At 37.2% G+C, this 23,257-nt stretch carries 21 protein-coding genes and 1 pseudogene; 7 read left to right on the forward strand and 15 right to left on the reverse strand.

Going from position 1 to position 23,257, the window contains the following annotated elements; genetic code table 11:
- The first annotated feature begins 12 nt into the window (after window positions 1-12).
- Complete coding sequence (locus ACIQZG_RS17950; protein ID WP_402756836.1) at window positions 13-1,872, forward strand: dynamin family protein; 1,860 nt, start codon at window positions 13-15, stop codon at window positions 1,870-1,872.
- Between the two features lie 109 nt (window positions 1,873-1,981).
- Complete coding sequence (locus tag ACIQZG_RS17955; protein ID WP_402756837.1) at window positions 1,982-3,208, forward strand: RtcB family protein; 1,227 nt, start codon at window positions 1,982-1,984, stop codon at window positions 3,206-3,208.
- 91 nt (window positions 3,209-3,299) lie between these two features.
- On the opposite strand, the gene ACIQZG_RS17960 is transcribed toward ACIQZG_RS17955, so the two are convergent.
- On the reverse strand, window positions 3,300-3,983 hold the full coding sequence (locus ACIQZG_RS17960; protein ID WP_402756838.1) for a DNA alkylation repair protein: 684 nt from the start codon (window positions 3,981-3,983) through the stop codon (window positions 3,300-3,302).
- A gap of 137 nt (window positions 3,984-4,120) precedes the next feature.
- On the opposite strand from ACIQZG_RS17960, the gene ACIQZG_RS17965 reads away from it, so the two are divergent.
- The gene (locus tag ACIQZG_RS17965; RefSeq protein WP_402756839.1) at window positions 4,121-4,630 is read left to right on the forward strand and encodes a sigma-70 family RNA polymerase sigma factor; all 510 of its coding nucleotides are present in this window, start codon (window positions 4,121-4,123) and stop codon (window positions 4,628-4,630) included.
- Window positions 4,631-5,947, forward strand: coding sequence for a DUF4179 domain-containing protein (locus ACIQZG_RS17970; RefSeq protein ID WP_402756840.1), 1,317 nt, complete (start codon window positions 4,631-4,633; stop codon window positions 5,945-5,947).
- Window positions 5,948-6,086: 139 nt separating this feature from the next.
- Here the strand turns inward: ACIQZG_RS17970 and ACIQZG_RS17975 are convergent, their stop codons facing one another.
- The 3 genes from ACIQZG_RS17975 to ACIQZG_RS17985 all read right to left on the reverse strand — a co-directional run bounded on the left by ACIQZG_RS17975 (window position 6,087) and on the right by ACIQZG_RS17985 (window position 8,504).
- On the reverse strand, window positions 6,087-7,067 hold the full coding sequence (locus tag ACIQZG_RS17975; protein WP_402756841.1) for a DUF4030 domain-containing protein: 981 nt from the start codon (window positions 7,065-7,067) through the stop codon (window positions 6,087-6,089).
- A 151-nt stretch (window positions 7,068-7,218) separates the two neighbouring features.
- Window positions 7,219-7,728 carry a ferritin gene (locus ACIQZG_RS17980; protein WP_402756842.1) on the reverse strand — a complete coding sequence of 170 codons (510 nt, stop codon included), beginning with the start codon at window positions 7,726-7,728 and terminating at the stop codon, window positions 7,219-7,221.
- Between the two features lie 140 nt (window positions 7,729-7,868).
- Window positions 7,869-8,504 carry a Bax inhibitor-1/YccA family protein gene (locus ACIQZG_RS17985; protein WP_402756843.1) on the reverse strand — a complete coding sequence of 212 codons (636 nt, stop codon included), beginning with the start codon at window positions 8,502-8,504 and terminating at the stop codon, window positions 7,869-7,871.
- A 354-nt stretch (window positions 8,505-8,858) separates the two neighbouring features.
- On the opposite strand from ACIQZG_RS17985, the gene ACIQZG_RS17990 reads away from it, so the two are divergent.
- Window positions 8,859-9,617, forward strand: a complete 759-nt coding sequence (locus ACIQZG_RS17990) for an alpha/beta fold hydrolase (protein ID WP_402756844.1) — start codon at window positions 8,859-8,861, stop codon at window positions 9,615-9,617.
- Window positions 9,618-9,662: 45 nt separating this feature from the next.
- On the opposite strand, the gene ACIQZG_RS17995 is transcribed toward ACIQZG_RS17990, so the two are convergent.
- Entirely contained in the window at window positions 9,663-10,421 is a 759-nt protein-coding gene (locus tag ACIQZG_RS17995; RefSeq protein ID WP_402756845.1) for a TerC family protein, read from the reverse strand.
- Window positions 10,422-10,887: 466 nt separating this feature from the next.
- Between ACIQZG_RS17995 and ACIQZG_RS18000 the strand changes: the two genes are divergently transcribed.
- Window positions 10,888-12,642 (forward strand): ABC transporter ATP-binding protein, encoded by a 1,755-nt coding sequence (locus ACIQZG_RS18000; RefSeq protein WP_402756846.1) that lies wholly within the window; start codon window positions 10,888-10,890, stop codon window positions 12,640-12,642.
- A gap of 173 nt (window positions 12,643-12,815) precedes the next feature.
- Here ACIQZG_RS18000 and ACIQZG_RS18005 read toward each other — a convergent pair whose 3' ends face one another.
- The 7 genes from ACIQZG_RS18005 to ACIQZG_RS18035 all read right to left on the reverse strand — a co-directional run bounded on the left by ACIQZG_RS18005 (window position 12,816) and on the right by ACIQZG_RS18035 (window position 19,357).
- A complete protein-coding gene (locus tag ACIQZG_RS18005; protein ID WP_402756847.1) occupies window positions 12,816-13,970 on the reverse strand; it encodes a Ger(x)C family spore germination protein in 1,155 nt (384 codons plus the stop codon).
- The gene (locus ACIQZG_RS18010; RefSeq protein WP_402756858.1) at window positions 13,963-15,426 is read right to left on the reverse strand and encodes a spore germination protein; all 1,464 of its coding nucleotides are present in this window, start codon (window positions 15,424-15,426) and stop codon (window positions 13,963-13,965) included. The genes ACIQZG_RS18005 and ACIQZG_RS18010 overlap by 8 nt, the downstream gene beginning before the upstream one ends.
- Window positions 15,426-16,550: an endospore germination permease gene (locus ACIQZG_RS18015; RefSeq protein ID WP_402756848.1), complete on the reverse strand. Its 1,125-nt coding sequence runs from the start codon at window positions 16,548-16,550 to the stop codon at window positions 15,426-15,428. The genes ACIQZG_RS18010 and ACIQZG_RS18015 overlap by 1 nt, the downstream gene beginning before the upstream one ends.
- A gap of 167 nt (window positions 16,551-16,717) precedes the next feature.
- A complete protein-coding gene (gene rsiV / locus ACIQZG_RS18020) occupies window positions 16,718-17,608 on the reverse strand; it encodes an anti-sigma-V factor RsiV (RefSeq protein ID WP_402756849.1) in 891 nt (296 codons plus the stop codon).
- Window positions 17,601-18,119 carry an RNA polymerase sigma factor SigV gene (locus tag ACIQZG_RS18025; protein ID WP_402756850.1) on the reverse strand — a complete coding sequence of 173 codons (519 nt, stop codon included), beginning with the start codon at window positions 18,117-18,119 and terminating at the stop codon, window positions 17,601-17,603. The genes rsiV and ACIQZG_RS18025 overlap by 8 nt, the downstream gene beginning before the upstream one ends.
- A 247-nt stretch (window positions 18,120-18,366) precedes the next feature.
- Window positions 18,367-19,134 (reverse strand): TSUP family transporter, encoded by a 768-nt coding sequence (locus ACIQZG_RS18030; RefSeq protein WP_402756851.1) that lies wholly within the window; start codon window positions 19,132-19,134, stop codon window positions 18,367-18,369.
- Window positions 19,124-19,357 (reverse strand): hypothetical protein, encoded by a 234-nt coding sequence (locus ACIQZG_RS18035; protein WP_402756852.1) that lies wholly within the window; start codon window positions 19,355-19,357, stop codon window positions 19,124-19,126. Before ACIQZG_RS18035 ends, ACIQZG_RS18030 begins: the two co-directional genes overlap by 11 nt.
- A gap of 150 nt (window positions 19,358-19,507) precedes the next feature.
- Here ACIQZG_RS18035 and ACIQZG_RS18040 point away from each other — a divergent pair, with 150 nt between their 5' ends.
- Window positions 19,508-19,933 carry a hypothetical protein gene (locus ACIQZG_RS18040; protein ID WP_402756853.1) on the forward strand — a complete coding sequence of 142 codons (426 nt, stop codon included), beginning with the start codon at window positions 19,508-19,510 and terminating at the stop codon, window positions 19,931-19,933.
- A gap of 135 nt (window positions 19,934-20,068) precedes the next feature.
- Here the strand turns inward: ACIQZG_RS18040 and yfkAB are convergent, their stop codons facing one another.
- From yfkAB to ACIQZG_RS18055, 3 genes and pseudogenes are all read right to left on the reverse strand, one after another.
- Complete coding sequence (gene yfkAB, locus ACIQZG_RS18045) at window positions 20,069-21,181, reverse strand: radical SAM/CxCxxxxC motif protein YfkAB (RefSeq protein WP_402756854.1); 1,113 nt, start codon at window positions 21,179-21,181, stop codon at window positions 20,069-20,071.
- A gap of 537 nt (window positions 21,182-21,718) precedes the next feature.
- Window positions 21,719-21,823, reverse strand: a pseudogene (locus tag ACIQZG_RS18050) (MerR family DNA-binding transcriptional regulator); the annotation flags it as partial.
- Between the two features lie 455 nt (window positions 21,824-22,278).
- On the reverse strand, window positions 22,279-23,257 hold a 979-nt coding region (locus ACIQZG_RS18055), incomplete at its 5' end, for an IS110 family RNA-guided transposase (RefSeq protein WP_402756855.1).

Genomic DNA, 23,257 nt, shown 5'->3' on the forward strand with positions numbered 1-23,257 from the left:
GGGGGTTTTGGTATGACGAGTTTAGATGAAAAGTTAGTTGAGAATCTAACTTCTACTAATAATGTTCTGCCGCAGCTAGTTGATAGTTTACGTCAACTGCATAGCATGATATTACAAAATACATATGTAAAAGATACATCTAAGCATTTAAATCGGATTATTCAAGATGCCAATAATCAGACAATGGTTTTAATTGTTGGGAAAGAGCGCGTTGGAAAGACGACGCTAGTAAATGGTCTGCTAGGTCGTGCGGTTTTACCAGTTAATGACTGTAATCCAACTGGAGTTAATACGTTTTTACGTTATGGAGATCGAGAGGAGATAAAAGCCTATTTTTCAGACGGCGTGATAGCAGTTTTTGATATTAGTAAACTTGAGTTGCTCACAACTGGCGATACATTTGCTTCTCAAATTTTACGGGAGCATTTGGATTATTTAGAAGTCTATGTGAAACATGAATTACTAAAATCAGTGACGATTATTGACTCCGTTTCATTAGAGGCTGGGAATGGGGATAAAGCCTATTTTCCAGAATCACTTTTTAATCGAGTGGATGAGATCTTTTGGGTGTTACGCAGCGGTTCAATGGCGGTTGATGCAGAAATTAAGTTAATAGAATCGTTAAAAAATAAAGGTAAAGAGCCACTATGTGTTGTCAATGCTATTGATATTAAGACAACTGAGCCAGAAACATTTATCGCATCAGAAAAGGGGCGTTTTGGTCATTTAATAAATAATTTCGTGACAGTTTCTGCGAAAAATGCGCTAGAAGCCCAACGGACGGAAAATGACACACTCTGGCTAGAGAGCCAATATGCTGAACTCATTGAACAAATAAACCGTATAGCAACGAATAGCGATAAAAAGATAGCTGCTATTTTAATCCGCTTTTTACAATGGTTAGAACGATTCCGCTTCGAATTAACGATTATTCCAGAACGTGAACCTTTCAAGTCTGCGGTGCAAAACATTGAAAGGTATACCGATGATTCGCAATATGAATTTTCTCGCTATCAACGAGATTTAGCTATTGTTGCGGAGTATGAGCAAGAATATCAACAAGTAACAGAAGTATTTACCAATGTACATACGCTCTATCAGCTTTTACAAACAATAGCACAATACGATTTCTTACAGGATCGAATTGTTGATGTCTTTTCTGAAAAAGCAATTGCCTATCAACAAGCTCTTCGAGAATACCGAAGTATACATAGTGAATATATTCGTGAATATGATCGACTTGACGCTCAGCATAAAAAGATTCATGGCAAAGGGCTCATGAAAGCTATTTTCGGTCATCACACACAAAATGAATTTTTCAAAGAGCGTGTTGATAAATTAAATGAACAGCAAGAGATTTGTGTTACTTTATATAATCAGATACATGTAGCAGAAACTACACTGCTAAAAGATATTGATGTTATACAACGCTATTTAATGGGATTAACGAAAAATCGTCTATCACAAATTGAGCAAAAAGTAGTTGAACTGAATAATCAACGTGCAAAAGAAAAAAAGCAATTACAAGCGTATGCTGCAAAATTAAATGAGTTCACATGTTTAATTGATGCACAGCAATATTTAAAGGATTCCATTGAACCGTATTTAATGGATGAAAACTTGCCATTGCGGGACAAAGATCGTGTGATGCTTAAAGAAACAATCGATAGCATTTCTAGCATTGATTTATCGAATAATGGTTTATTGGTACGTAGTCGTATGAATAATCAGATGGAAAGTAAAGCAATCCCTTTTGATTTCCAAGAAAAGTATCCATTACATGTACTAGAACTAACAGAATTAGATGTAAAATCAAATGATATACCCGACATTCCGAAAAAACTGGATATTCAATATAATAGTGAAGCTTAAGCAAAAAGAGGTTGTCTCAAAGAAAGAAGAGATAACCTCTTTTTCTAAAAGTGGAATATAAAAACTATTCCAATTAAGAATTTCATATAAATAAGCAGGAGGAGTTTGGATGATTCATGTAAAGGGGAAGTTTACGGATGCAAAGATTTATGCAAATACGTCACTTCAATCGGCTATTGAACAAATTGAAGAGCTAACAAATCAAGCTTTCATGGCAGGGACGAAAGTACGAATTATGCCTGATTATCATGCAGGAAAAGGATGTGTCATTGGGACAACGATTCAACTCAATAACCGAGTAGTGCCGAATCTTGTGGGCGTTGATGTTGGCTGTGGTGTATTTGTAGCAGAAATAGTGGCAAAAGATATAGACTTTGCTAAACTGGATGCAGCGATTCGAGCATATGTGCCTAGTGGCCAAGAAATTCATAAAGAGGTATCGTCAGCACGAGACTATGCTGAATTTGCAAGTGCGAATTTTATTGTAAATGGCTTGAAAGATGAGTACATCAATTTATCACTTGGTACGCTTGGTGGCGGTAATCATTTCATTGAGCTAGCTAAGGATGATGAGGGGACGCATTATTTACTGATTCATACAGGTTCTCGTTATGTTGGAGCTAGGGTAGCAAATTGGCATCAAAAACGTGCTTTTGAAACATTGCGTCAGGATGATCTAAAAGAAAAGATTGCTGTCTTGAAAAATCAAGGGCGGACACAAGAAATTCAAGCAATGATAGCAGCATATAAACAGGAAAATCCAATAGTGCCAAAAGAGCTAGCATACTTAGAAGGCGAGTTGTTTGATGATTATATTCATGATATGAAAATTGCACAGCACTTCGCTCGTATGAATCGTTGGACAATCGCACAGACAATTGCGAAATATATGGATTGGTCCTATACAGAATCATTCGATACGATTCATAACTATATAGAAACAGAGACGATGACATTGCGTAAGGGTGCCGTGCGTGCTAATCAAGGTGAAAAACTTGTTGTGCCTTTGAATATGCGTGATGGTTCGCTCATTTGTATTGGCAAAGGAAATCCAGAATGGAATTATTCCGCCCCACACGGAGCGGGTCGTACGTATTCACGCCGCGCCGCCAAACAAGCGCTCAATATGGATGAGTTTAAAGAGACGATGCAAGGCATTTGGACAACATCTGTAAGTGAGGAAACACTAGATGAAGCACCAATGGCTTACAAGCCGATGAATGAGATTACATCTGTGATTGAAGAAACAGTAGACATCGTCAAAGTCATCCGTCCCGTTTATAATTTCAAAGCAAGTGAGGCAATGAAGCCCTATGAGCGAAGAAAGAAAAAATGAAAAAGAATGATGATATACGATTTACTGTTAATGAAGTCGTATATCATAATCCTAAATTTAAAGAAAAGTGAATGAACAAATTCTCGCAAGATTATTTCCGTCGCATTGCCCGAATCATTTCTTTCGTATCTTTATCGATGCGTAATGATTCCGTAATTTTTTGTAGTGCTTTATTGTACGTAAATAGGTCGAGGTTGTTGTTTTGCAAGTAAGGCATCGTTTCCTGAGGCATTTTTATGTAACAAATGGACACTGCCCAAGCAACAGCCATTTTTACATAATAGTCCTCATGAGAAATCCCATCGAGTAGCTGCAATGTTTTTTGAAGATATTGCTCATCAACATAATAATTCAGTAGCATCACTACAGCAAAGCGTATATCGTAAGCTTCTTTTGATTTAATGTAGCGCTGCAAGAAATTCCAGACAAGTTCCTGATTCGTCTTTGTAAATTTAAGGCCAGAGCAAAAGCTATCACAAACCGACCAGTTATCGATTTTTGGGATAAACTGCGCGATCAGTGGTAGCTTTTCTTGCGGTGATACTTTCATATAGCCAATGACCATGCCTTGTAGTAATAATTCCTCAAAATATGTATCCTCAGCTGTTTGTAAAAAGTGTAGTGGTTCACTTTTTGCGATGTCTTTGGCAAGCGTTCGTAGTAGTGGAACACGTACACCAATCACTGTGCTCGCGTCGATATTGGGAATTAATGCAGATGAAAATTTTTGATAGCCCAGATCTTGTAGGGCGAATAATTGTTCACGAATTATCATAAAAACACTCCTTCCTTTGTATTGTACTTGGAAAAATGACCTTTGAAAATAAAAGCACGAGAAAACAAAAAAAGATTGAACGATTTCATATGGTTGGCTGTCTAATAGGTAGAAGGATGATGGAAGAGGTGAGGGCCTTGGATGAGATAACATTAGTGAAACGTGCGATGGCGGGGGATGAGGCTGCATTTTTACAAGTGCTAAAGATATATGAAAATACAATGTATCGCACGGCATATGCATATTTGAAAAATGAACATGATGCCATTGAAGCGGTGCAAGAGGCGACATATCGTAGCTTGAAAAAGATACATACGTTAAAAGAGCCTAGTTATGTCGGAACTTGGCTTGTCCGCATTTTACTTAATATTTGTACTGATATGCGCGAAAAAAGCAGTCGTCATGTGCTGAAGGAAACGATTGAACAGCGGGGAGAAATACCGGATGATAGTCGCTTTGAAATAACAGAAGCCATTGCCAAATTACCAAAAGAACAGCAAGAACTTATTTTTCTAAAATATTTTCAAGACTATAAAAATCAAGACATCGCTACATTGAAAAATATTCCTGAAGGTACCGTTAAATCACGCTTGCATACTGCACTAAAAAAGCTGAAATTTTACTTTTCAGAGAAGGGGGAGATGTAGATGAAGCAGATAAATGATCAAGATTATGAAGTCTTTGTAAAGGAATTAGAATGTGTGCCAGTGCCTCATGATGCTCTATCAGAGGCTAGAACAGCTAGTTTTTTACGTAGAAAAAAGGAAAGAGTCCGACGTAAACGCGCTTTGAAAAGTGCAGCGCTTATAGCCGTACTTGTGCTTATTTTTGTAGTGTCGATTCGCGTCTCTCCAGTATTTGCAAGTACTGTGGCAAAAATTCCTGGCTTTGCCCCAATCGTTGACATGATTACTTACGACAAAGGGATAGAGGACATTTTATCGAACGACTATTTTGAAGAAATGGGTATTACAAAGACGAAAAACGGTTTAACGTTCACGCTCGCTGGGGTGATTGCTGATGAAACGGGTATGGTATTGTCATATCAACTTTCTGCGCCCTATAACATTCATGAGTTAGAAACCAAGAACGTAGAGATTTTACAGAATGGGAAACCAGTAATAGAAAGCATGACTTATGGCTGGGCATCAATACCACCTACTAAAACAATAGAATCCACTATTCAATTAATGTCAACAAATCGAGTGATTGATTATTCAAATCCTAATTTCGAGTTGCAGATTACATTTAAGGATGAGCATCTAACATCATTCGTTTTTCCTTTTTCGATTGAAAAAGCTGTGGCGAAATCAAAGGAATATAAAATCAATGATGTAGTGGAAATTGACGGACAAAAGATTATTATAGAATCATTGAAAATTTCTCCACTACGCACGGAACTACAGCTTACTGCTAGTTCTTCAAATTCGATGCGTATTTTAGGATTTGAAACAATTGAAGTTTTCGATGAACGAGGTGAGGAGTGGGGTTCTATCAAAAATGGTTTCTCAGGTACTGGCACACTTCTAGAGGGGAAAGTATCATACTTCATTCAAAGTAATTATTTTAGGGAGCCGAAAAGCTTAACGATTCGTCTTGGAAAAGTGCAGGCACTACCTAAAGGTCAGGATTATATTGATGTAGACTTTTTGGCGAAGAAAGTACTCTATGCGCCGAAATTTGAAGGATTAGCGATTCGAGTAGGAACTTACAATACGATAGAAGTTAAGGTGCCTACTGCCCTAGAAGATCGTATGCTCAATCATTTCTATCAAGCAGTGGATGCAAATGGGGAAATTTATCATCCAAATGAAAGTAGTTTTTTGAGTCCAGATAAAGCTAGGCTTGTACAATCCACATATACATTCGATATGCCAGGCGCAGTAAATCCTGTACGCATTTATTTCCACGAGTATGAAAATTATTTACAAGGTGAAGCAGAGATCAAAGTGCCTTTACAATAAAAAGCTTATTGGGCTGATCAAAAAGAAAAGAGTGGAAATAGCACAAGAAGTAAGACGCAACAGACCGTGCGTAGCGAGCGTCGCGTCTTACGCTATGCCCCGCGGAAAGCGGAGCGGATTTTTTACCATAGTAAGCTTTTTAGTTCCACTGAAAGTCTGCTAGCCGAGAGTTCACGTTTTCAAAGGGTGTATTATCTCTGCTATAAACGATAATTTTATATTGACCATCTGGTAAAATATTTGTTACTTCTTTATTGTGAAGAACATCCTCTATCATTTCTTCGATTTTCTGTGCGTGCTTCTTAGAGTTTGCATCTGTTGTACTGAGTCCCGTTTTTACAGAAAAAGTTAGGGGTGTGTCAAAGGCATAGTAAATGCCTGTTACTTGGTATTCCTCATTTCTTTTAAATTCCTCACTAAGCGTGTTGATAACTGGTTGTAACTTTTGTGCAATGTTCTCTTTTTCGGAATCCACATAAAATGGCTTAATGGTAAATGGCTCCATACCTTGCTCTTTTACTATGCTATTGACTATTCGTATAATATCGCCGATCTTCCTTTCTTTATCGGATAATACGAGTGGAATATAGTTTTCTACATCATTTATCCGTACAAATGCTGAGATGAGCTTATACTCTTGTAATCTAGGATCATTCATAATTGCTTTTTCTAATTCTTGCGATTTTTTGATTCTTTTCATTTCTTCGTCAATTAGCTTATCCTCTAATTGTCTCTGGGGATAATGGGCAATTTCGACTTTGTATGTATCGAGTTCGATTGAATGTAAGAAGACATTTACTTCTTTTTCAATTTCTTTTTTTGAAATATTGAAATAGTTTTTTGACCCACTAATATTTACGGTGATGACTTTTTTTAGTAGGTTCAATCCGACATTCTCAACCTCATAATTTTTACTGCTTAATTGTTTATGAATAGAATTAACAATTGTGTGATTGTCAGGCTTAGGGTCAAATAGTAGATGGAAGAAAGCGGCCTTTGCTAGTGCATTATTAATCGTTGGAGAAACAAAGTTACAGGCTATTAAAAGTGTAAATAATATGACAGTAATACTGATTGGTACACGTTTACGTATTTTAACTTTCTGTGTCTTTTGCTCCATAAATGTGTAACCTCCTCCCTTATTAGATTCATATGAAAGGAGGTATCGTATTACCACTACAATCGATAATTTTTTACGGCACCGTATACTACAAATGAAGGGGGACCATAAAAAAACCCATCCACAAAAATGCAGTGGATGAGTTTGCCCTTTACGCGTTGGTTGGAGGTGTGAAAGTGCGTGTTGCTAGTTCTCCATCAAGCATAAAAATCGCATTAGAGTCTTTTTCAATACGCTCGATTTTATGGATCAATGTATCGAATGTAGCTTCTTCTTCTACTTGTTCATCGATGAACCATTTTAAGAATGCCATCGTCGCATGCTCTCGTTCATCTAAAGCGATGTCTGATAAATTATAAATACGTCGCGTCACTTCTTTTTCATGAGACAGTGCAGTTTTAAACGCATTTAAAATGGAATCGAAATCATTTTCTGGACTGTTAAAGCCTTGAATTGTAGCACGGTAGCCCATATCACTTAAAAAGTTATAAAACTTCATCGCGTGGAAGCGTTCTTCTTCAGCCTGTACTAAAAAGAAATTCGCAAAACCGTCATATGCTTCAGCTGTACAATAAGCAGCCATTGCCATATACGCATGTGCAGAGTAAAATTCAAAATTCATTTGTTCATTTAATGCTGTGTGTAGTTTTTCAGATAACATAAAAGTATTCCTCCCTTTGAAATAAATACCGTACGATTACTTTATTAGTATACAGCGAATGGAAGGAGACGTACAAAAAAACATGTTTTTCATAGGAATTGTTGCGTAAAACGATTGATATTAGTTCTCAATTAGAAGAATTAGTCGAATTCATTTTTTAATCGCCAAATAACTTCTAAAAGATTAGTAAATAGGTTGATGAAGTCTAAATATAGATTTAAGGCCATTCCTACAACCTGTTCGTCGGATACATAATTATGACGAATTTGGTTAAAGTCATACACAGTGTAGACGCAAAATAGCAGCACGGTAATAGCGGCTAAAGTAAGGGCAATCATATTGCTAACTGGCATGAACATAAAAACTAGAGAAAATACAATGACCACAATTAGCACGGTAAATAAATAACTTCCCCAATCTGAAATATCTGCACTCATCATCGTGCCAATTAGCGCTAGTACAATGAAAATGGCCACCGTTGCCCCAAATACGAGTAAGACTAACTCTTGACCTAATTCACCTATGAAAAAATGTGTTGTCCAAAATAATAATACGCCCATTAAAAATGGAATGGAGTACATGATGGAATTGGCAAGTTGTACACTTCGTACAAAGCATGCGATGATGAGGAGCACTATACAAATAATTGATAATGGCAAAACAATTGAAGATGGTAAAAGTGTTGCGATAAACAGTCCGACTACGGTTAAAACCCACATGAAGGCAAAGTGTTTTAAAACTCTATTTAAATTTCGGCTGCGTTTCGTAATTGCCATTTGCTTAACTCCCTCTATATATGAAATAACTTCATAATATGTATACGAATGAGTGTATAAAAAGATGCAAGGTTCTTTGTTTTTTGGTGAATTTTGTTACTTGGTGTGGATGGAGTGAAAGATTTGTTAAACTTATCTAGTTTTATTGTATGGTGATTCATCATTATAACTTGGGATTCCCCAGTTTGCTTTCCAGGGGGCGTCGGATAAGCTGCTTCACTCGCTCCAAGATCTGATAATTCCCAAGGAGTCAGGCTGGCTCCACGCCAATCAACAAAAGCTGTATTTAAAATATCAACCCCACCTTTGGGTGAAGAGCCTGTATAATAGAGTTTACAGAGGGAGGGAATTGTTTTGTTACCTATACAATTTGAAGAATATGGACAACCTGATGCACCGCTTTTAGTCTTTATTCACGGTGGCGGAGTGGGTAGCTGGATGTGGGAGGAGCAGGTAAAGTTCTTTCAAGATTACCATTGCGTAGTGCCCACTTTGCCAGAGCATGGTGGACAGAAGGGGGGCATTCCATTTTCAATTAGGGAGAGTGCGAAATTATTAAATGACTTGATTATCGAAAAAGCGAATGGACAAAAAGTCAATGTTGTTGGGTTTTCAATAGGGGCACAAGTGTTAGTAAAAATGCTTAGTTTACAGCCGACACTTATCGATAAGGCGATGATTAATAGTGCACTTACCCGCCCGATTGCTGTGCCGAAGCGTATTTTGGGCATTACATTAAAACTTACATATTCATTTATTCGGCAAAAGCCGTTTGCAAAAATGCAGGCCAAAACACTTTATATTCCACCTAATCTCTTTGAGCGTTATTATGAAGAAAGCTGTGCCATTACTGTGGAAGGTCTTACGCGTGTATTAGATGAAAATATGTCTTTCAAAATACCAGAAACCTTTTCATCAGTTAAAAGTAAAATGCTTGTGACAGTTGGCGAGAAGGAGAGGGGGATTATGAAAAAATCTGCACATGATTTATCCGCGTGTAATGCTAATTGCCATAAAATTGTGTGGCCGGATATTGGACATGGAATCTCTTTAAAAGAGCCGAGACTATTCAATGATATACTTTCAAAATGGTTGCGTGATGAGGTCATATAAAAAATCGCCAAGACTTAACGTCATGGCGATTTTTTTCATACATGATTATGCATGTTTCTTTTGATTTTTTATTCCGATTAAATATCCACCTAGCGCAATTCCGATTAAAACAACCCAGAATGTTAATTTCCATACTGTTGAGTGTGGGAAATCGTGTGGAATGATACCAAGTTTATCATGTGCTAACGTAAGTACGGCAAGTTTTACACCTACCCAGCCAACGATTAAAAATGCAGCTGTTTCTAGTGATGGGAATTTTTCTAAGACTGTCACGAACCAACGAGCAGCGAATCGCATCATAATAACCCCGATAAGACCACCTAGGAACATAACACCGAATTGACCAGCATTAATACCACCGATATCAAAGTTACCTAACGCTGGTAGTGTTACTGCAATTGCTACAGCAGCTAAAATAGAATCGACTGCAAACGCGATGTCGGCTAATTCAACTTTTACAACAGTCATCCAGAAACCAGATTTTTTCTTAGGTTCTTTAATTTCATCAGGTTCGTTATTCCCTTTAAAGGTATCATATAAATGCTTACCTGACATAATTAATAAGTATGCGGCACCAATTGCTTGGATTTGCCAGAAGTTGACTAGTATTGTAATTAAGAATAGAGCAGCAAAACGGAAAATAAATGCCCCAACTAACCCGTATAATAATGCTTTTTGTTGTTGTTCTTTCGGTAAATGTTTGACCATAACAGCCATTACGACAGCGTTATCTGCTGCTAGTAAACCTTCAAGAACGATTAATACGACAAGTACCCATGCGTATTCTAATAATATTGCTTCCAAAACTTTTCCTCCTTAAATTAAATGGTAGAAAAAAGAATATTTCTCTTTTATTCAATTTCTTCCTATTTTAGACAAAAGAAAAAGACCCATGCCTAATAAATAGGCAAAGGTCTTGCTAAGCAAATATCGGTCTATTATGTAGACAAATATTTTGTACCTGTCGCTACGCTTTCGGTACAGAAACCCTGTATGCTGTGGCGCACAGGATTTTGCTATCACACCCGATGGCAAGAGCCATGTAATGACGAATGTGAAACCAGATGCATCGTTCGCATCTGCTAGCTACTCCCCTTTGACAAAATCGTCAAAAGATATTCTATTCTTCTTATAAGGATTATAGCATGCGGAGATGAAAAAGCAAATAAAAAGTAATTATTATGCAGAAAAAATTATTAGTAGAATCTATCTAACTAATGTTACTATAAGTAGTAAATGATATTATTTCTCATCTAGAAGGGAGCCGCGTATGTATAAAAAGTTTTTTTCATACTATAAACCGCATAAACGATTATTTGTCATTGATTTTTCCAGTGCTATTATCGTTGCGATTTTAGAGCTAGCTTTCCCGCTAGCTGTACAGTGGTTTATCGATGAACTACTACCAACAGGGGAGTGGGGCATGATTGTTAAAGTCAGTGTCCTTTTATTACTTGTGTATATTCTAAGTACAGGATTGAATTTCATCGTCAATTATTTAGGCCATAAACTTGGAATCAACATTGAAACGGATATGCGACAGGAGCTGTTTAATCATGTGCAACGTCAGTCGTTCCGCTTCTTTGACAATACGAAGACAGGCCATATTATGAGTCGTATTACAAATGATTTATTTGATATTGGTGAATTTGCGCATCATGGTCCGGAGGATTTGTTTATTGCCATTATGACATTTGTCGGTGCATTTGCCATTATGTTTAATGTGAATCCAACACTTGCACTTATTGCAGCTATCATGGTGCCATTTTTAACATGGTTAGTCACATTTAGTAATATGAAGATGAATAACGCGTGGAAATCGATGTACGGCAAAATTGCTGATGTCAACGGACGTGTGGAAGACAGTGTTTCAGGCGTACGCGTTGTGCAGTCTTTTACAAATGAAGCATTTGAAATGGAACGTTTCCGCGAGCAAAATGGTAATTTCCGTTCGGCGAAATTATATGCCTATAAAATTATGGCAGGCACACATTCGAGTATTTATATGATGACGCGCTTGTTAACGCTAGTTGTGCTAGTGGTTGGTGCATGGTTAAGTTTTAATGGGAAGTTGTCATACGGAGAGCTAGTAAGCTTTGTGTTGTATACAAATGTACTAATCAAGCCTATTGATAAGATCAGTGCACTACTTGAGTTATATCCAAAAGGAATGGCTGGTTTCAAGCGATTCCGAGAGTTGGTCGAGCAAGAGCCTGAAGTACAAGATCGTGAAGGGGCAAAAGCAGTCATACATTTATGTGGTGATATTGTCTTTAATAACGTTGATTTTAGCTATGATGACACAAAGTCCGTCTTAAAAGATGTCTCTTTAGATGTCCGTGCGGGGCAAACGATTGCTTTCGTTGGCCCAAGTGGCGCAGGGAAGACGACCATCTGTTCACTCATTCCTAGATTTTATGATGTGAGTAGGGGAGCAATTACGATTGACGGTATCGATGTGCGAGATATGACACAAGCGTCACTTCGTGCTCAAATTGGGATCGTGCAGCAGGATGTCTTCCTATTCACTGGAACGATTCGTGAGAATATTGCTTATGGACGTTTAGATGCTAGTGAGGAAGAGATTGTCGAAGCGGCAAAAAAAGCACATTTAGAGGCATTTATTTCAGAGTTGCCGGATGGCTATGAGACACAAATCGGTGAGCGTGGTCTGAAATTATCGGGTGGACAAAAGCAACGACTAGCTATTGCACGCATGTTCTTAAAAAATCCACCGATTCTTATTTTGGACGAGGCAACGTCTGCACTCGATACCGAAACAGAGATGATTATTCAGCAGTCATTAACGGAGCTTGCTGAAAATCGCACAACGCTTGTGATTGCGCATCGTTTAGCAACAATTCGTAATGCTGACCGTGTGCTTGTTGTTACACCGAAAGGCATTGAAGAGGACGGTACGTATGATGAACTTGTCGCTCAAGGTGGGATATTTGCGAAATTGCATCATATTCAATTTCGTAAAAGTGAGAGTATACAGCTAGGAAAAGAATTCGTTGATATATAGATAAACAAATTGACCCCGAATATATATGTTATTCGGGGTCAATTTGTTTACTTATACCTTTAAATGAGTGAATTTAATTCAATTAATTTCCATTAAATAAAATCAAAAGACAGAATCCGCTCTTTTGGTTAAAATGTAAACTCTGCCCCAAATATCCACCAAAGGACTTATAATTACTTTTCGACGGTCTCTTTAAACGTTTTTCTTCCTGAGCTTAGTTTACTAATCGTTATATTCAGTTTGCTGATAGAATCTTCTGTTAAGTCGATTTTTCCGTCCTTTTGTAGATTTTTCCATACCTTTACATTTTCCCTGTATAGCACTTCCGAAAGACGATAAACATCAATATCCTGTTTCAGTGCTACCTCATAGGTTGTTTTTATTTCTTTTTCGATTTCGTTGAGAACACCTTTTCGAATTTCATCAGTTGTTACCGCCGTCTGTAAGCCATTGACGGTTACTTCAAGTTTTACATCAATGTCAAATGTCACATTGTCATTGTGTACAACTGAGTCGACTTCGACACTTATTTTCTGGAGTGTAACTGTTAGATAATTTTTATCACCTGGTCCTACTTTGAGTGTCATCTCACCTCTTACTGTTTCATCTGTCATCCATTGCATTCCTCGTATTTGATCACTTTCAATAAAACCTTTAAATCCATTTTTCGAAATGAAGCCAACACCGGAAAATTCAGTATTTTTTGATGCTTCTTTTGCAGTTTTCCAATTTTCTTTAATTTTTATTAAAGGGAGTCCTATCTCATGACTAGGTTCATTTAGTCCAATAATTAATTTTCTTAAATCAATGGGTTCTACTAAGGATTCTTGTTCGTATATATTTAAAGGATTACTAAGTTTCGATACGGTAATTGCTTTATTAATAATAGGTGTTATTAGTAGCACATCTTCAATAGATTCTTTTGTACTATAAGCCCAAATAAGATAGCGTGTGTCTTTATGTCGAAGAAAACTGTCGACAATTTGATTCACGTGTCCACTTTTTAATGCTTCCTCTGAGAAAAGAAGATAGGACATATGCCCCCAAAAAACTCTTTGGTCGATGGAATGATACAATTTAAATATTGCTTCTTCCATTGTTTTGCCTTTTGCATATCCAATTTCAGCTTGCGTAGCTTCAGGATTCGGTTGTTCAGATCTTGCGATATTTGTGAAATCAATAATTTGTGCATATATTTCGAACTGATCATCATTAAAATCAATGCCAACCCCTTGAACATAGTACATTTTCTGTGGCTCTGTTAAATCCCAACATCCTGCAAGAAGAGTAGTGAACAATAAAAGAACAAATATTACTTTCTTATTCATTTTTATCTTCTCCTTCACTAGTTCGTGTTTGATCTTGAGGAGCTAGCACTTTTGGTCTCTTCGCATATCCTTTAGGTGAGACTCGGAAGAAAGATTTTTTGATAGTGGACCAATCCAAGTCTGCCGCAAGATTCATGTAAGGGTAGCCAAAAGTTCTGATGTTGGATAAATATAAAAGCGTAAAGTACAGAGAAATAAAAAAACCAAACAAACCTAAAAATGCACTCATCAGGATAAATAGAATGCGAAGTATGCTGATGGCTGCTACAAGTGACTGATTTACGAGTGTAAATGATGCAATAGTCGAAATAGCTATAATAACAATCATTTCTGGACTCGTAACACCTGCACGGATGGCCGCATCACCAATAATTAATCCACCCACAACGCTAATGGTTCCACCAATAGCAGAGGGTAGACGTAAGCCGGCTTCACGAAACAGTTCAAACATAAGCAACATGAGTAGCATTTCCAGAGAAGAAGGTAGGGGAAGTCCTGTTTTTGCTTGTACCACTGTTGCTAACAACTGTAGTGGCAATTGATTTTGATGATAGGTGGTTAATGCAAGCCAAAACGCAGGTAAAAGCAAGCCAATTAGAATACCTGTTATACGTAATACCCGTTCAATTGAACTAAAAAAAATAGGGGATTCATTATCTTCAGCGGACTTTAATAGTAAAAATAAATTTACCGGCGTAATCATCACATAAGCAACGCCATCAACCAGGATAAGAAATCGACCTCTTACAAGGGCTTGGATCGCATAATCGGGTCTTCCGGTATAATCAAACATCGGTAATAATCTTGAATTTTTAACAATGTTATCCATTAATGTGTCTCCACTAAAAATGATGTCCGTATCGATGGTTGCTAGCTGCCTTTTGATGCCCTTTAGAATGTCCATATCGACAATATCATCAAAATAAAGAATGGCTACCGCCGTTTTCGAACGTTTCCCCAATTCCATTTTTTCTACACACAGGGAATTCGTGGGGAGTCGTTTTCGTATTATAGCGATATTGACTGCAATATCTTCAATAAAGTTATCACGTGGTCCTTTTACAAGTACTTCTAAACGAGTCTCTTCAGGATTTCGATTCGGTTTTTTAGCAATATTACTTGAAAACAGAAGCTGCTCATTTTCAAAAAAAAGTAGTAAATATCCGGTATATACAAGTGTAATGGCTTCTTCTTTATTGACTACTTTTTGGATGTTTGGAATGTGTAATTCTGATATCACGATATCTTCTAGAGACTTTCCCTCTAAATTATCGAAAAGAAGTCGGACTCGCTGAACGATGACATCATTTAGTAGCTGCCGATCAATCATCGCTTCACAAGTAATAAAATGCACATTATGTTGATTGAAAGTATACTTTTGGAAATGAACATCGGCTGATTTTTTGAATAATTGCTTTAAGGTATATAAATCAATTGGCTTATCCATCGATTGCATCATACTTCACCACTTTCCGTGTCTTGTTTATCAGTCTTGCCCTTCTTGGATGACTTCTCCGACATGAAAGCAATAATCGCTAAAAATATTGATAGTATGAAAAAGAATATGAACGTAGTCATCAATATATAATTTCCCTTTATCTTAAGAAATATGTTCTCATTCAACAGATTAAGCGATAAGCAAAGAAAGAAAAATGGTGGGGCAATCATCTGCCAAATACGTTTATTATTTCCGGCTATATTCAACAAATCTGCAACAACATATAACAGGAAACCAACACGTATAAACGTCCCTGTAAGCCATTGGTAAATCGAAAGAAAATCAAGATGTTCAACATAACGTCCAATTGTCACAAGACCCCATTCTTCAAAAGCAGGATAGCGTTGCTTGGCCGCTTCAATTGGTCCGAATTCTGTAATTGATCCAATCAGTGGCCCAATCGTTAATCCCATCAAAATAAAAAGAATGATGGCAAGATGATACCAACGCATACGATCTTTAATATGGTGTTGAAGAAATAAAAGTATCATCAATTCAACAAATCCTGAAGCAGGATAGATCATGCTTTTTAAAACTGGTTGGAATCCATGCTCAAAAAAAGGGCGCAGTAGCTCATGATCTTTGACTTGTATATTGGTGAAGGCAACAAAAAAACCAAAGACCACTACTCCAAATAATACGAATACATTCACAATGACAATAGTTTGTATATTTGTGGAAATAAGTAGAGTGCAGAGTATTACATAAATGAATAGCAATAAAATGAATGGAGTTAGTGATAAAAAGGTTATATTTACCCATTGTAATGTTTCGACCATCGTAAAAGCAGCTAGTATCATTAAGAAAATAATAACGCTATAAATGACGATGGAGGAGCCGACTTTACCGATTTTTTGTTTTAGCCAATCTTTTAATGGTTCTTGATTTGTTTTTGTATGAATATACACTAAAAGAAACAACCATGGGAATAATGAGACAGCTGAGAGTAAGACTGATATCCAGCTATCTCTCCCTGCATTATCTAATAGTGGTGGAAGAATGGTTACGTGATTTTTCAAGCCAATAACTGTCATTGACAGGAAGATTACATGTAAAATACTAATAGGTCCTATTTTTTTCATATGATAACCCTCTAACATTTATTGTTATCAATCAGTTTTGACAAAAAAATGTAGGATTATAAGTTTTAACTTTATTCGGTAGGCGTTCCGATGTTGGCTAGTATTGCTGCTTCGATTTTTTTAAAAAATAGCACTATCTCATATGAAATGTGATAGTGCCATTTTTATTAATGAATGTATTCGTTACTTACAAGGGCATCTTGTAATACTTCTGTTGGAATTTCAAATTCCACAATGCCCATATAACCTGGTGCAACTTCGTATTTGTCGAAGGAAATAACTAGCTTGCCGCTATTGTTAATGTAAAATTCTTGCTCAGCATCAATGGCTGTAAAATCGTCAAATAGATCTTCGTCGGCAATACCTGCACCTTTGACCCAGTATGTTTTCTCTTGATTTGTAGCTTTCATTTCTGCGCGCATCTGCTCCTTAATATTTTCGCTAATAACGTTAATATAGGAATCGTCTTTAAAGAGCATTGGTAGGCTCAATAAAATTTCGTTTTTCTTATCAATTGTGTCGTATTGCATGACTGTAGAGGAAGAAGCAACTGTGTTTACTACATAGCGACCAATCGATAAGATCTGGTCGTTATCTGTTTTGATTTCATAGCCACTGTCGACACCTAAATGTCCGCCACCATTCGTTTTTAAATCACCTACTTCTGCGATGAATTGTTCGTAAAGGGCTTTACCTTCTGCACGGTACTGTTCATTTAATGTATTTGCTAACTCTTTATTTTCTAGATTTTCAATAGAAGGAACTTTAATGTCTGCATCATACGTTTCTTCAGCTACCTCATATTCCGTCCACGTTAATACTTTTACGACACTACCAACTACGGGGATGTCTGAAAGTGTACGTGCCATTGCTGGACTAATATTTAAGCTAGCAGTAAAAAGCATAGCCGCTGCTGCTGTTCCAAGTAGCCACCTAGGTGAACGCCTTTTCTTTTTCTTTCCTTGCTTTAACGCATTTTCCACGATAGAGTCTAACTCCTTTGGTATTGGCGTATTATCATATTGTTTTTGTAAATCCTTTAATTTTTTATCATTCATTCGTCATTTCTCCTTCTGTATCTTGCAGTTGTATTTTAAGTATTTTTAACGCCTTATAAAGACGTGACTTAGCCGTGCTGAGCTTAATACCGAGAATCTCTGCCACATCAGATATTTTTAAATCTTCAAAATAGTGCAATATAACAACTTCGCGGTACATTTGTGGTAATTCGGCTAATGCGTGTTCTAAGTCGACGTTTTCATATACGTCCTCTTGTGCAGGTGTTAAGTGATGAAGTGTTTCATCATCCATGATTTGTAAACGTTTATGCTTGCGTAAAAAATCTATAGCAGTACGTACGACGATTTTGTAAAACCAGCTTTTCATATAATCGACTTTTTCGATGTTGCCTAGTGCAATCATCGCTTTTTGAATGCTGTCCTGTACGACATCGAGTGCATCTTGCTCATTTTTCGTATAGCTATAAGCTAGCAAATAAAAACGTTTCTTATTTTCACGTATGAATTGGACAAACACCTCTTCATGTTGAAATGCATTTCTGGTTTTCATGTCCAAAGAAGCTCCTTTTTTGATCAATTTCATCTGTATACAATTACTAGACGTATGACAGGGGAGAAAAAGTTTATTTTAATAAATTTTTCCTTAGCGTAAGTGTATCCAGATCTTGAATTGTGTTTAGGCCCGCAGGACGAAGTTAACTCCTTTCAAAATCTGTGACATCCATCATAGGTTTTAACGTTATTCAATTAAATAACGTTAAAAAAATCTTACCCAACTTTGGGTAAGATTTAATGATTTACGAAAAATAATCATATGTATTTTTCACAAGTAATAAAATTGTAACGACGATAAACAACTTGCGGACATAGCCACTACCGCGTTTAATGGCAAATTTAGAACCAACAATAGCACCAGCTATTTGTGCAAGGCCCATTGGTAGACCGTAGGCGTAATTGATTTGTCCTAAGTACATAAACATTAGGAGAGCAGCAATGTTACTACCAAAGTTTAAAAATTTAGCATTACCAGCGGATTTTAAAAAGTCAAAGCCAACCATTAAAAAGGCGAAAAGTAAAAATGAGCCTGTCCCAGGACCTAAAAAGCCGTCATAAAAACCAATCAACGTAATAGCGATGATAAACAGTACATAACGTTTGGGTGTGAGCGTTTTATAAGTAGAAACGCCTCCCCAGTCTTTTTTGAGAATCGTATAAACTGCTACAGCTGCGAGCATAATCAGCATTAATGGCTTTAAGACACTAGGGTCCATTAGATGGACAATCCATGCGCCAACCATGGAGCCGATGAATACAAATGGAAACAGCTTATAGACAGATTTAATATCTAGTTTGCCTGAACGGTAAAACGTAATGGTGCTTGTGAGAGACCCCATCGTACCAGCTAGTTTATTTGTCGCCACGGCTGTTGAAGGTGGAAGCCCCACAAACATTAGGGCTGGAAGCGAAATTAATCCACCTCCACCAACGACGGAATCAATAAACGCCGCTAAAAAGCCAAACAGAAGGAGTATAAGTAAAATATTAAGGTCTAAATCAAATGGCAAAATAGGTCATCTCTTTTCTAGTTGTAATAATTTGATAGTAGCGGAACAATGGAAGGCTGTAAATAGACTTTGGTGAAAAATGGTTATGTATTTTGTGAAAATCATCATTTAAAGCATGGCTTTTGGATATTGTGCTTATAATGTTTTGGGAACGATCGTAAATGATTACGCTATAGTTTTCAGAAGCAATGCCAATTGAAATTTTTAAAATTGGGTTGTTCATTTTTTTCTCCCAATTATTATATAGGAATAAGCAAATTGTTTTTAGAGAGATTATTTTCTCTTTTAAGTTAAAATATTCTGTTTTGTGTAGTGTATTTAATGGTATTATGTAGAAAATGATGTTTTTTGCGTAAAGGGGACGTGATGACATTTGAGTTTAGGGAATCATATTAGAGTCTTTATTTGTGTTGTCTTTATGGGTGTTCTGGTAGGCTATGTTTATACAGCGAAAAGGGATGTCACGGATGGCGTGTACATTGACGCTGTAAAAGAGGGGTATGTGACCGAGTTCTCGGATGTAACCGTCAGTACTGCGTTCAATTATTATTTTTCAGAACCATATTGGCGTTATTATGAAGCAAAAACAGGTGAACATGTGGTAGAGCTTTCTGGGGAGATTACACATTCTGGCGAAAGCGGGCATGCGGTTTTGCAATTTATCGTCAATGAATCAGCCACTGAATTCAAAGTGGGAGCTATGAAATTTAATGATGTTGTCCAGAAAAAAGAGGACAAGTTTGCGCTTGTTGCTCGTGTGTATGAGGATTGGTATGCGAAGCAAGTTGCTCGTCAATAAAATAGTTGCATCTAGTTTGGATTTAATACTCTTGGCTAGGTGTTTTTTGATTGCTAAGTATGTGCACAACAGATTTTATCGATATAAAAATGTCCAATGCAGTAACGATTTGAACTGCATTGGTCATTTTTATGTTTATGCTTTTGCAGAGCCACTAACGAAAGTGGCGTCTTTATAGTACATATTTTTTACAAGTACGTTTGGCCCTAAGCATTTTACGGCCGGACAGTGGCAATTTAGTGATTTAGCTAAATCTGTAGCCATCCATTTATCGAAAATTGCTGGAAGTTCGTCGTTTAAAATATTGCCGAGAGCAGGTGTGTCACCAAAGTCCGTGACAATGACGTCGCCTGTAAAGATATTAATGTTAAGGCGAGAGCGACCGTCTGGGTCATTTCGCATTGTGACGTTTTTCGCCGTACGTAGACGTTTTAATAGTCTTTGATCTTCCTCGTTTGTGCTGCATGGATAGAATGGTAGTGTGCCAAACAGCATCCACGTGTTTTCATCACGCACATCAAGTAAATGATGAATGGCTGCGCGTGTTTCTTCTAGGCTTAAAGTAGTCAAACTTGAGGCGAAATCTGATGGATACATAGGGTGAATTTCGACGCGAGAACACATCATATCCTTTACAGCTTGATAGTGGATATGCTCTAAATAAGGCAATGTTTTTTTGTTAAGCATCGTTTCTGCCGATACCATGACACCATGCTCGGCCAACATACGAGAGTTATCAATCATCCGTTGGAAAAGAGCAGCACGTTGTTCATATGTTGGTTTACGGTCCATCATTGCAAAGCCTGTTTCAACGAATTCATCGACTGTACCCCAGTTATGTGAAATATGTAGTACATCTAAATATGGTGCGATGAGTAAATAGCGTTCTGGCTCCATAGTCAAGTTGGAGTTAATTTGTGTACGTACGCCACGTGCATGTGCGTATTTTAATAAAGGGAGTACATAGTTTTGCACGGATTTTTTGCTCATCATCGGCTCGCCGCCTGTAATGCTGAGTGTTTTTAAATGGGGAATTTCGTCAAGACGTTTCGTGATTAAGTCCATTGGCAATGCCTCAGGATCTTTATTTTGCAATGTATAACCGACTGCACAGTGAGCGCAGCGCATGTTGCAAAGGTTAGTCGTTGTAAATTCAATATTCGATAGGGTCATTTGTCCATGCTGTTCAACATCTAAATACGCTTCCCATGGATCAAAGACGGGTGTAAGTTTTGGTAAGGTCGTCATAATTCGTACATCTTCCTTTCTAGCATTCTATTCTCTCATATTAAGCGCTATTTTCAAATATGAAACTCTTGGAAGGGCTGATTTTGGACTAGGCGAACATTTTTTCAACGTCTTTAAGATAATTGTATGCTCATTAATCATGTAGTTTAACAAAAAATCGTTTACTAATGGTCGTGAGCTTAATCAGCACAGACAGAATTTTATCAGCGTCGTCGAGGTAATTCAATACTCTCGAAAATAAGTCTTCCTTTTGCTGTAGGGTTTTTGAAAATAGCATAGGTACTCTGACTTTTTGAGTTAAATTTCCAATATTTATCATTTGCAAAAATGTTCTATGGTGAGTATAAGGAATGCTAAGTGAGCTGGGGGATGACAAATAATTTGCCAGAGCGTTCGATTATATGCAAGATAGAAACGGGAAATCGTCGTTATATTCATAGCTTTTTAGGAGATGAATTGATTTTCGGAAAATTAACTTAAAATCGACTCAAAGTGTGCATCGGGTCATTTCACACTTTATGCGGACGAGAAAATCTGCCCTGCAACCTTTGATGCAGATTTTAGCAGTTCTATTTTGTCATAATATCTTAAGGTTCTAACCGACGCACCACTCATCTCTTTAACTTCATTTATATGTAACATTTTTATTCGTCTATTGATTTTAATTAAGTAACCAATCCCCAATCCATTTAGCATCCCAGGAATAGCTATTTGATAATGCTATTCCTCCCTCTATAAACATTGATGTATCAACGGTTTCCATCACTTCGTGATGAAGAAAAATATTTTTCCACTTAATTTTTAAACAGTATTTTTTATTTATAGTTATAATTTACAATCTGAGTGTGCGCTTCGCTGAAACTAATAGAAATCATTAGCTTTTTTATCCACTATGTGATGCACAATGGATCTCTGCGATACTTATGACGACGTACCCTCCCATGTCTCTTAGCGTCATTTGCGCTTACATTCCTTCGTTCGGTCTATTCATAAGGCAGAGGCCTGCTATGCTGCTCCGGAGACTCATAGTCTGAGTTTAGTTATTTTGCTGGCTTCTCCGTGTCATCCTTCTTTTTATAGTTCGATGAAAGAATTGATTACGCTGCCTCTACGAGACAGTAGAGGTCTTTCATCATATGTTGCTCGTTAAAAAAGACTTTCTTTTTGCATATGCCATGTAATACCTTCAGTAATTTACCACAGAGTATCACCATTGACTGCTTCCCCCGTAAGGGATTTTGTTGTCGTGTTGTGTAGTATTCATGAAGCTGTTTAAACGCTTCGTTATGCCGAATTAGCGGTACTATTACTTTGAATAGGGTGTTTCTGAGCTTCTTTCGTCCTCGTTTAGAGATGTGTTTTTGTCCTTTATGTTGACCGGACGAGCTCTCACGTAATGTTAATCCCGCTAGTTTTATAAGTTGGCGTGGATTTTCATAAAGTGCGAAGCTTCCTACTTCTGATAGTAAATCAACGATTGTCGCATCTCCTAAACCAGGAACTGAAGCCAGTATTTCATACTCCATTGTTGTTTGTGCCATCTCTGCTAATTGATTATTAACAGTTTCAATTTCAGTTTCTAATAACCGATACTGACGTAAGAGCGTGGCGATTTCATGTTGGGCCATCTGTGTTCCTTCTGTCAGACCGATAGAGTTTTTCGCGGCTTCAATAAGAAGCTTGGCTTTCGGTAACTGTGGGGCTCTCATTCCCTTTACCTGTCGGTAAAGAAAGACCAGCTCTTCAGCTGTTTTCTCTTTAATATCTTTTGGTAATGGCGTCATTTCTAGTGTTGCAAATGCCATCTTCCCGAAATTAGGAAAGACTTGAGTAAACTCTGGAAAGTAGCGATCAAGCCAACGAATGATTCGATTTTTAATACTAGCCAAATCCTCCGTCAATTTTGAACGAAGAGTGGAGCCAATACGAAGCTCAGCTTCAATGTCTTTCAGTATACGTGGATAACTGAAACGTCCATCCTTTAATAAGCGAGCGATAACTAGTGCATCTTTTTTATCGTGTTTTGTCGGTAAGTTATCATCGAGTTCTTTCGAACGTTTTACGTGCATTGGATTC

The sequence above is a fragment of the Lysinibacillus sp. NPDC096418 genome, from assembly GCF_044762775.1.
Lineage (GTDB): Bacteria > Bacillota > Bacilli > Bacillales_A > Planococcaceae > Lysinibacillus.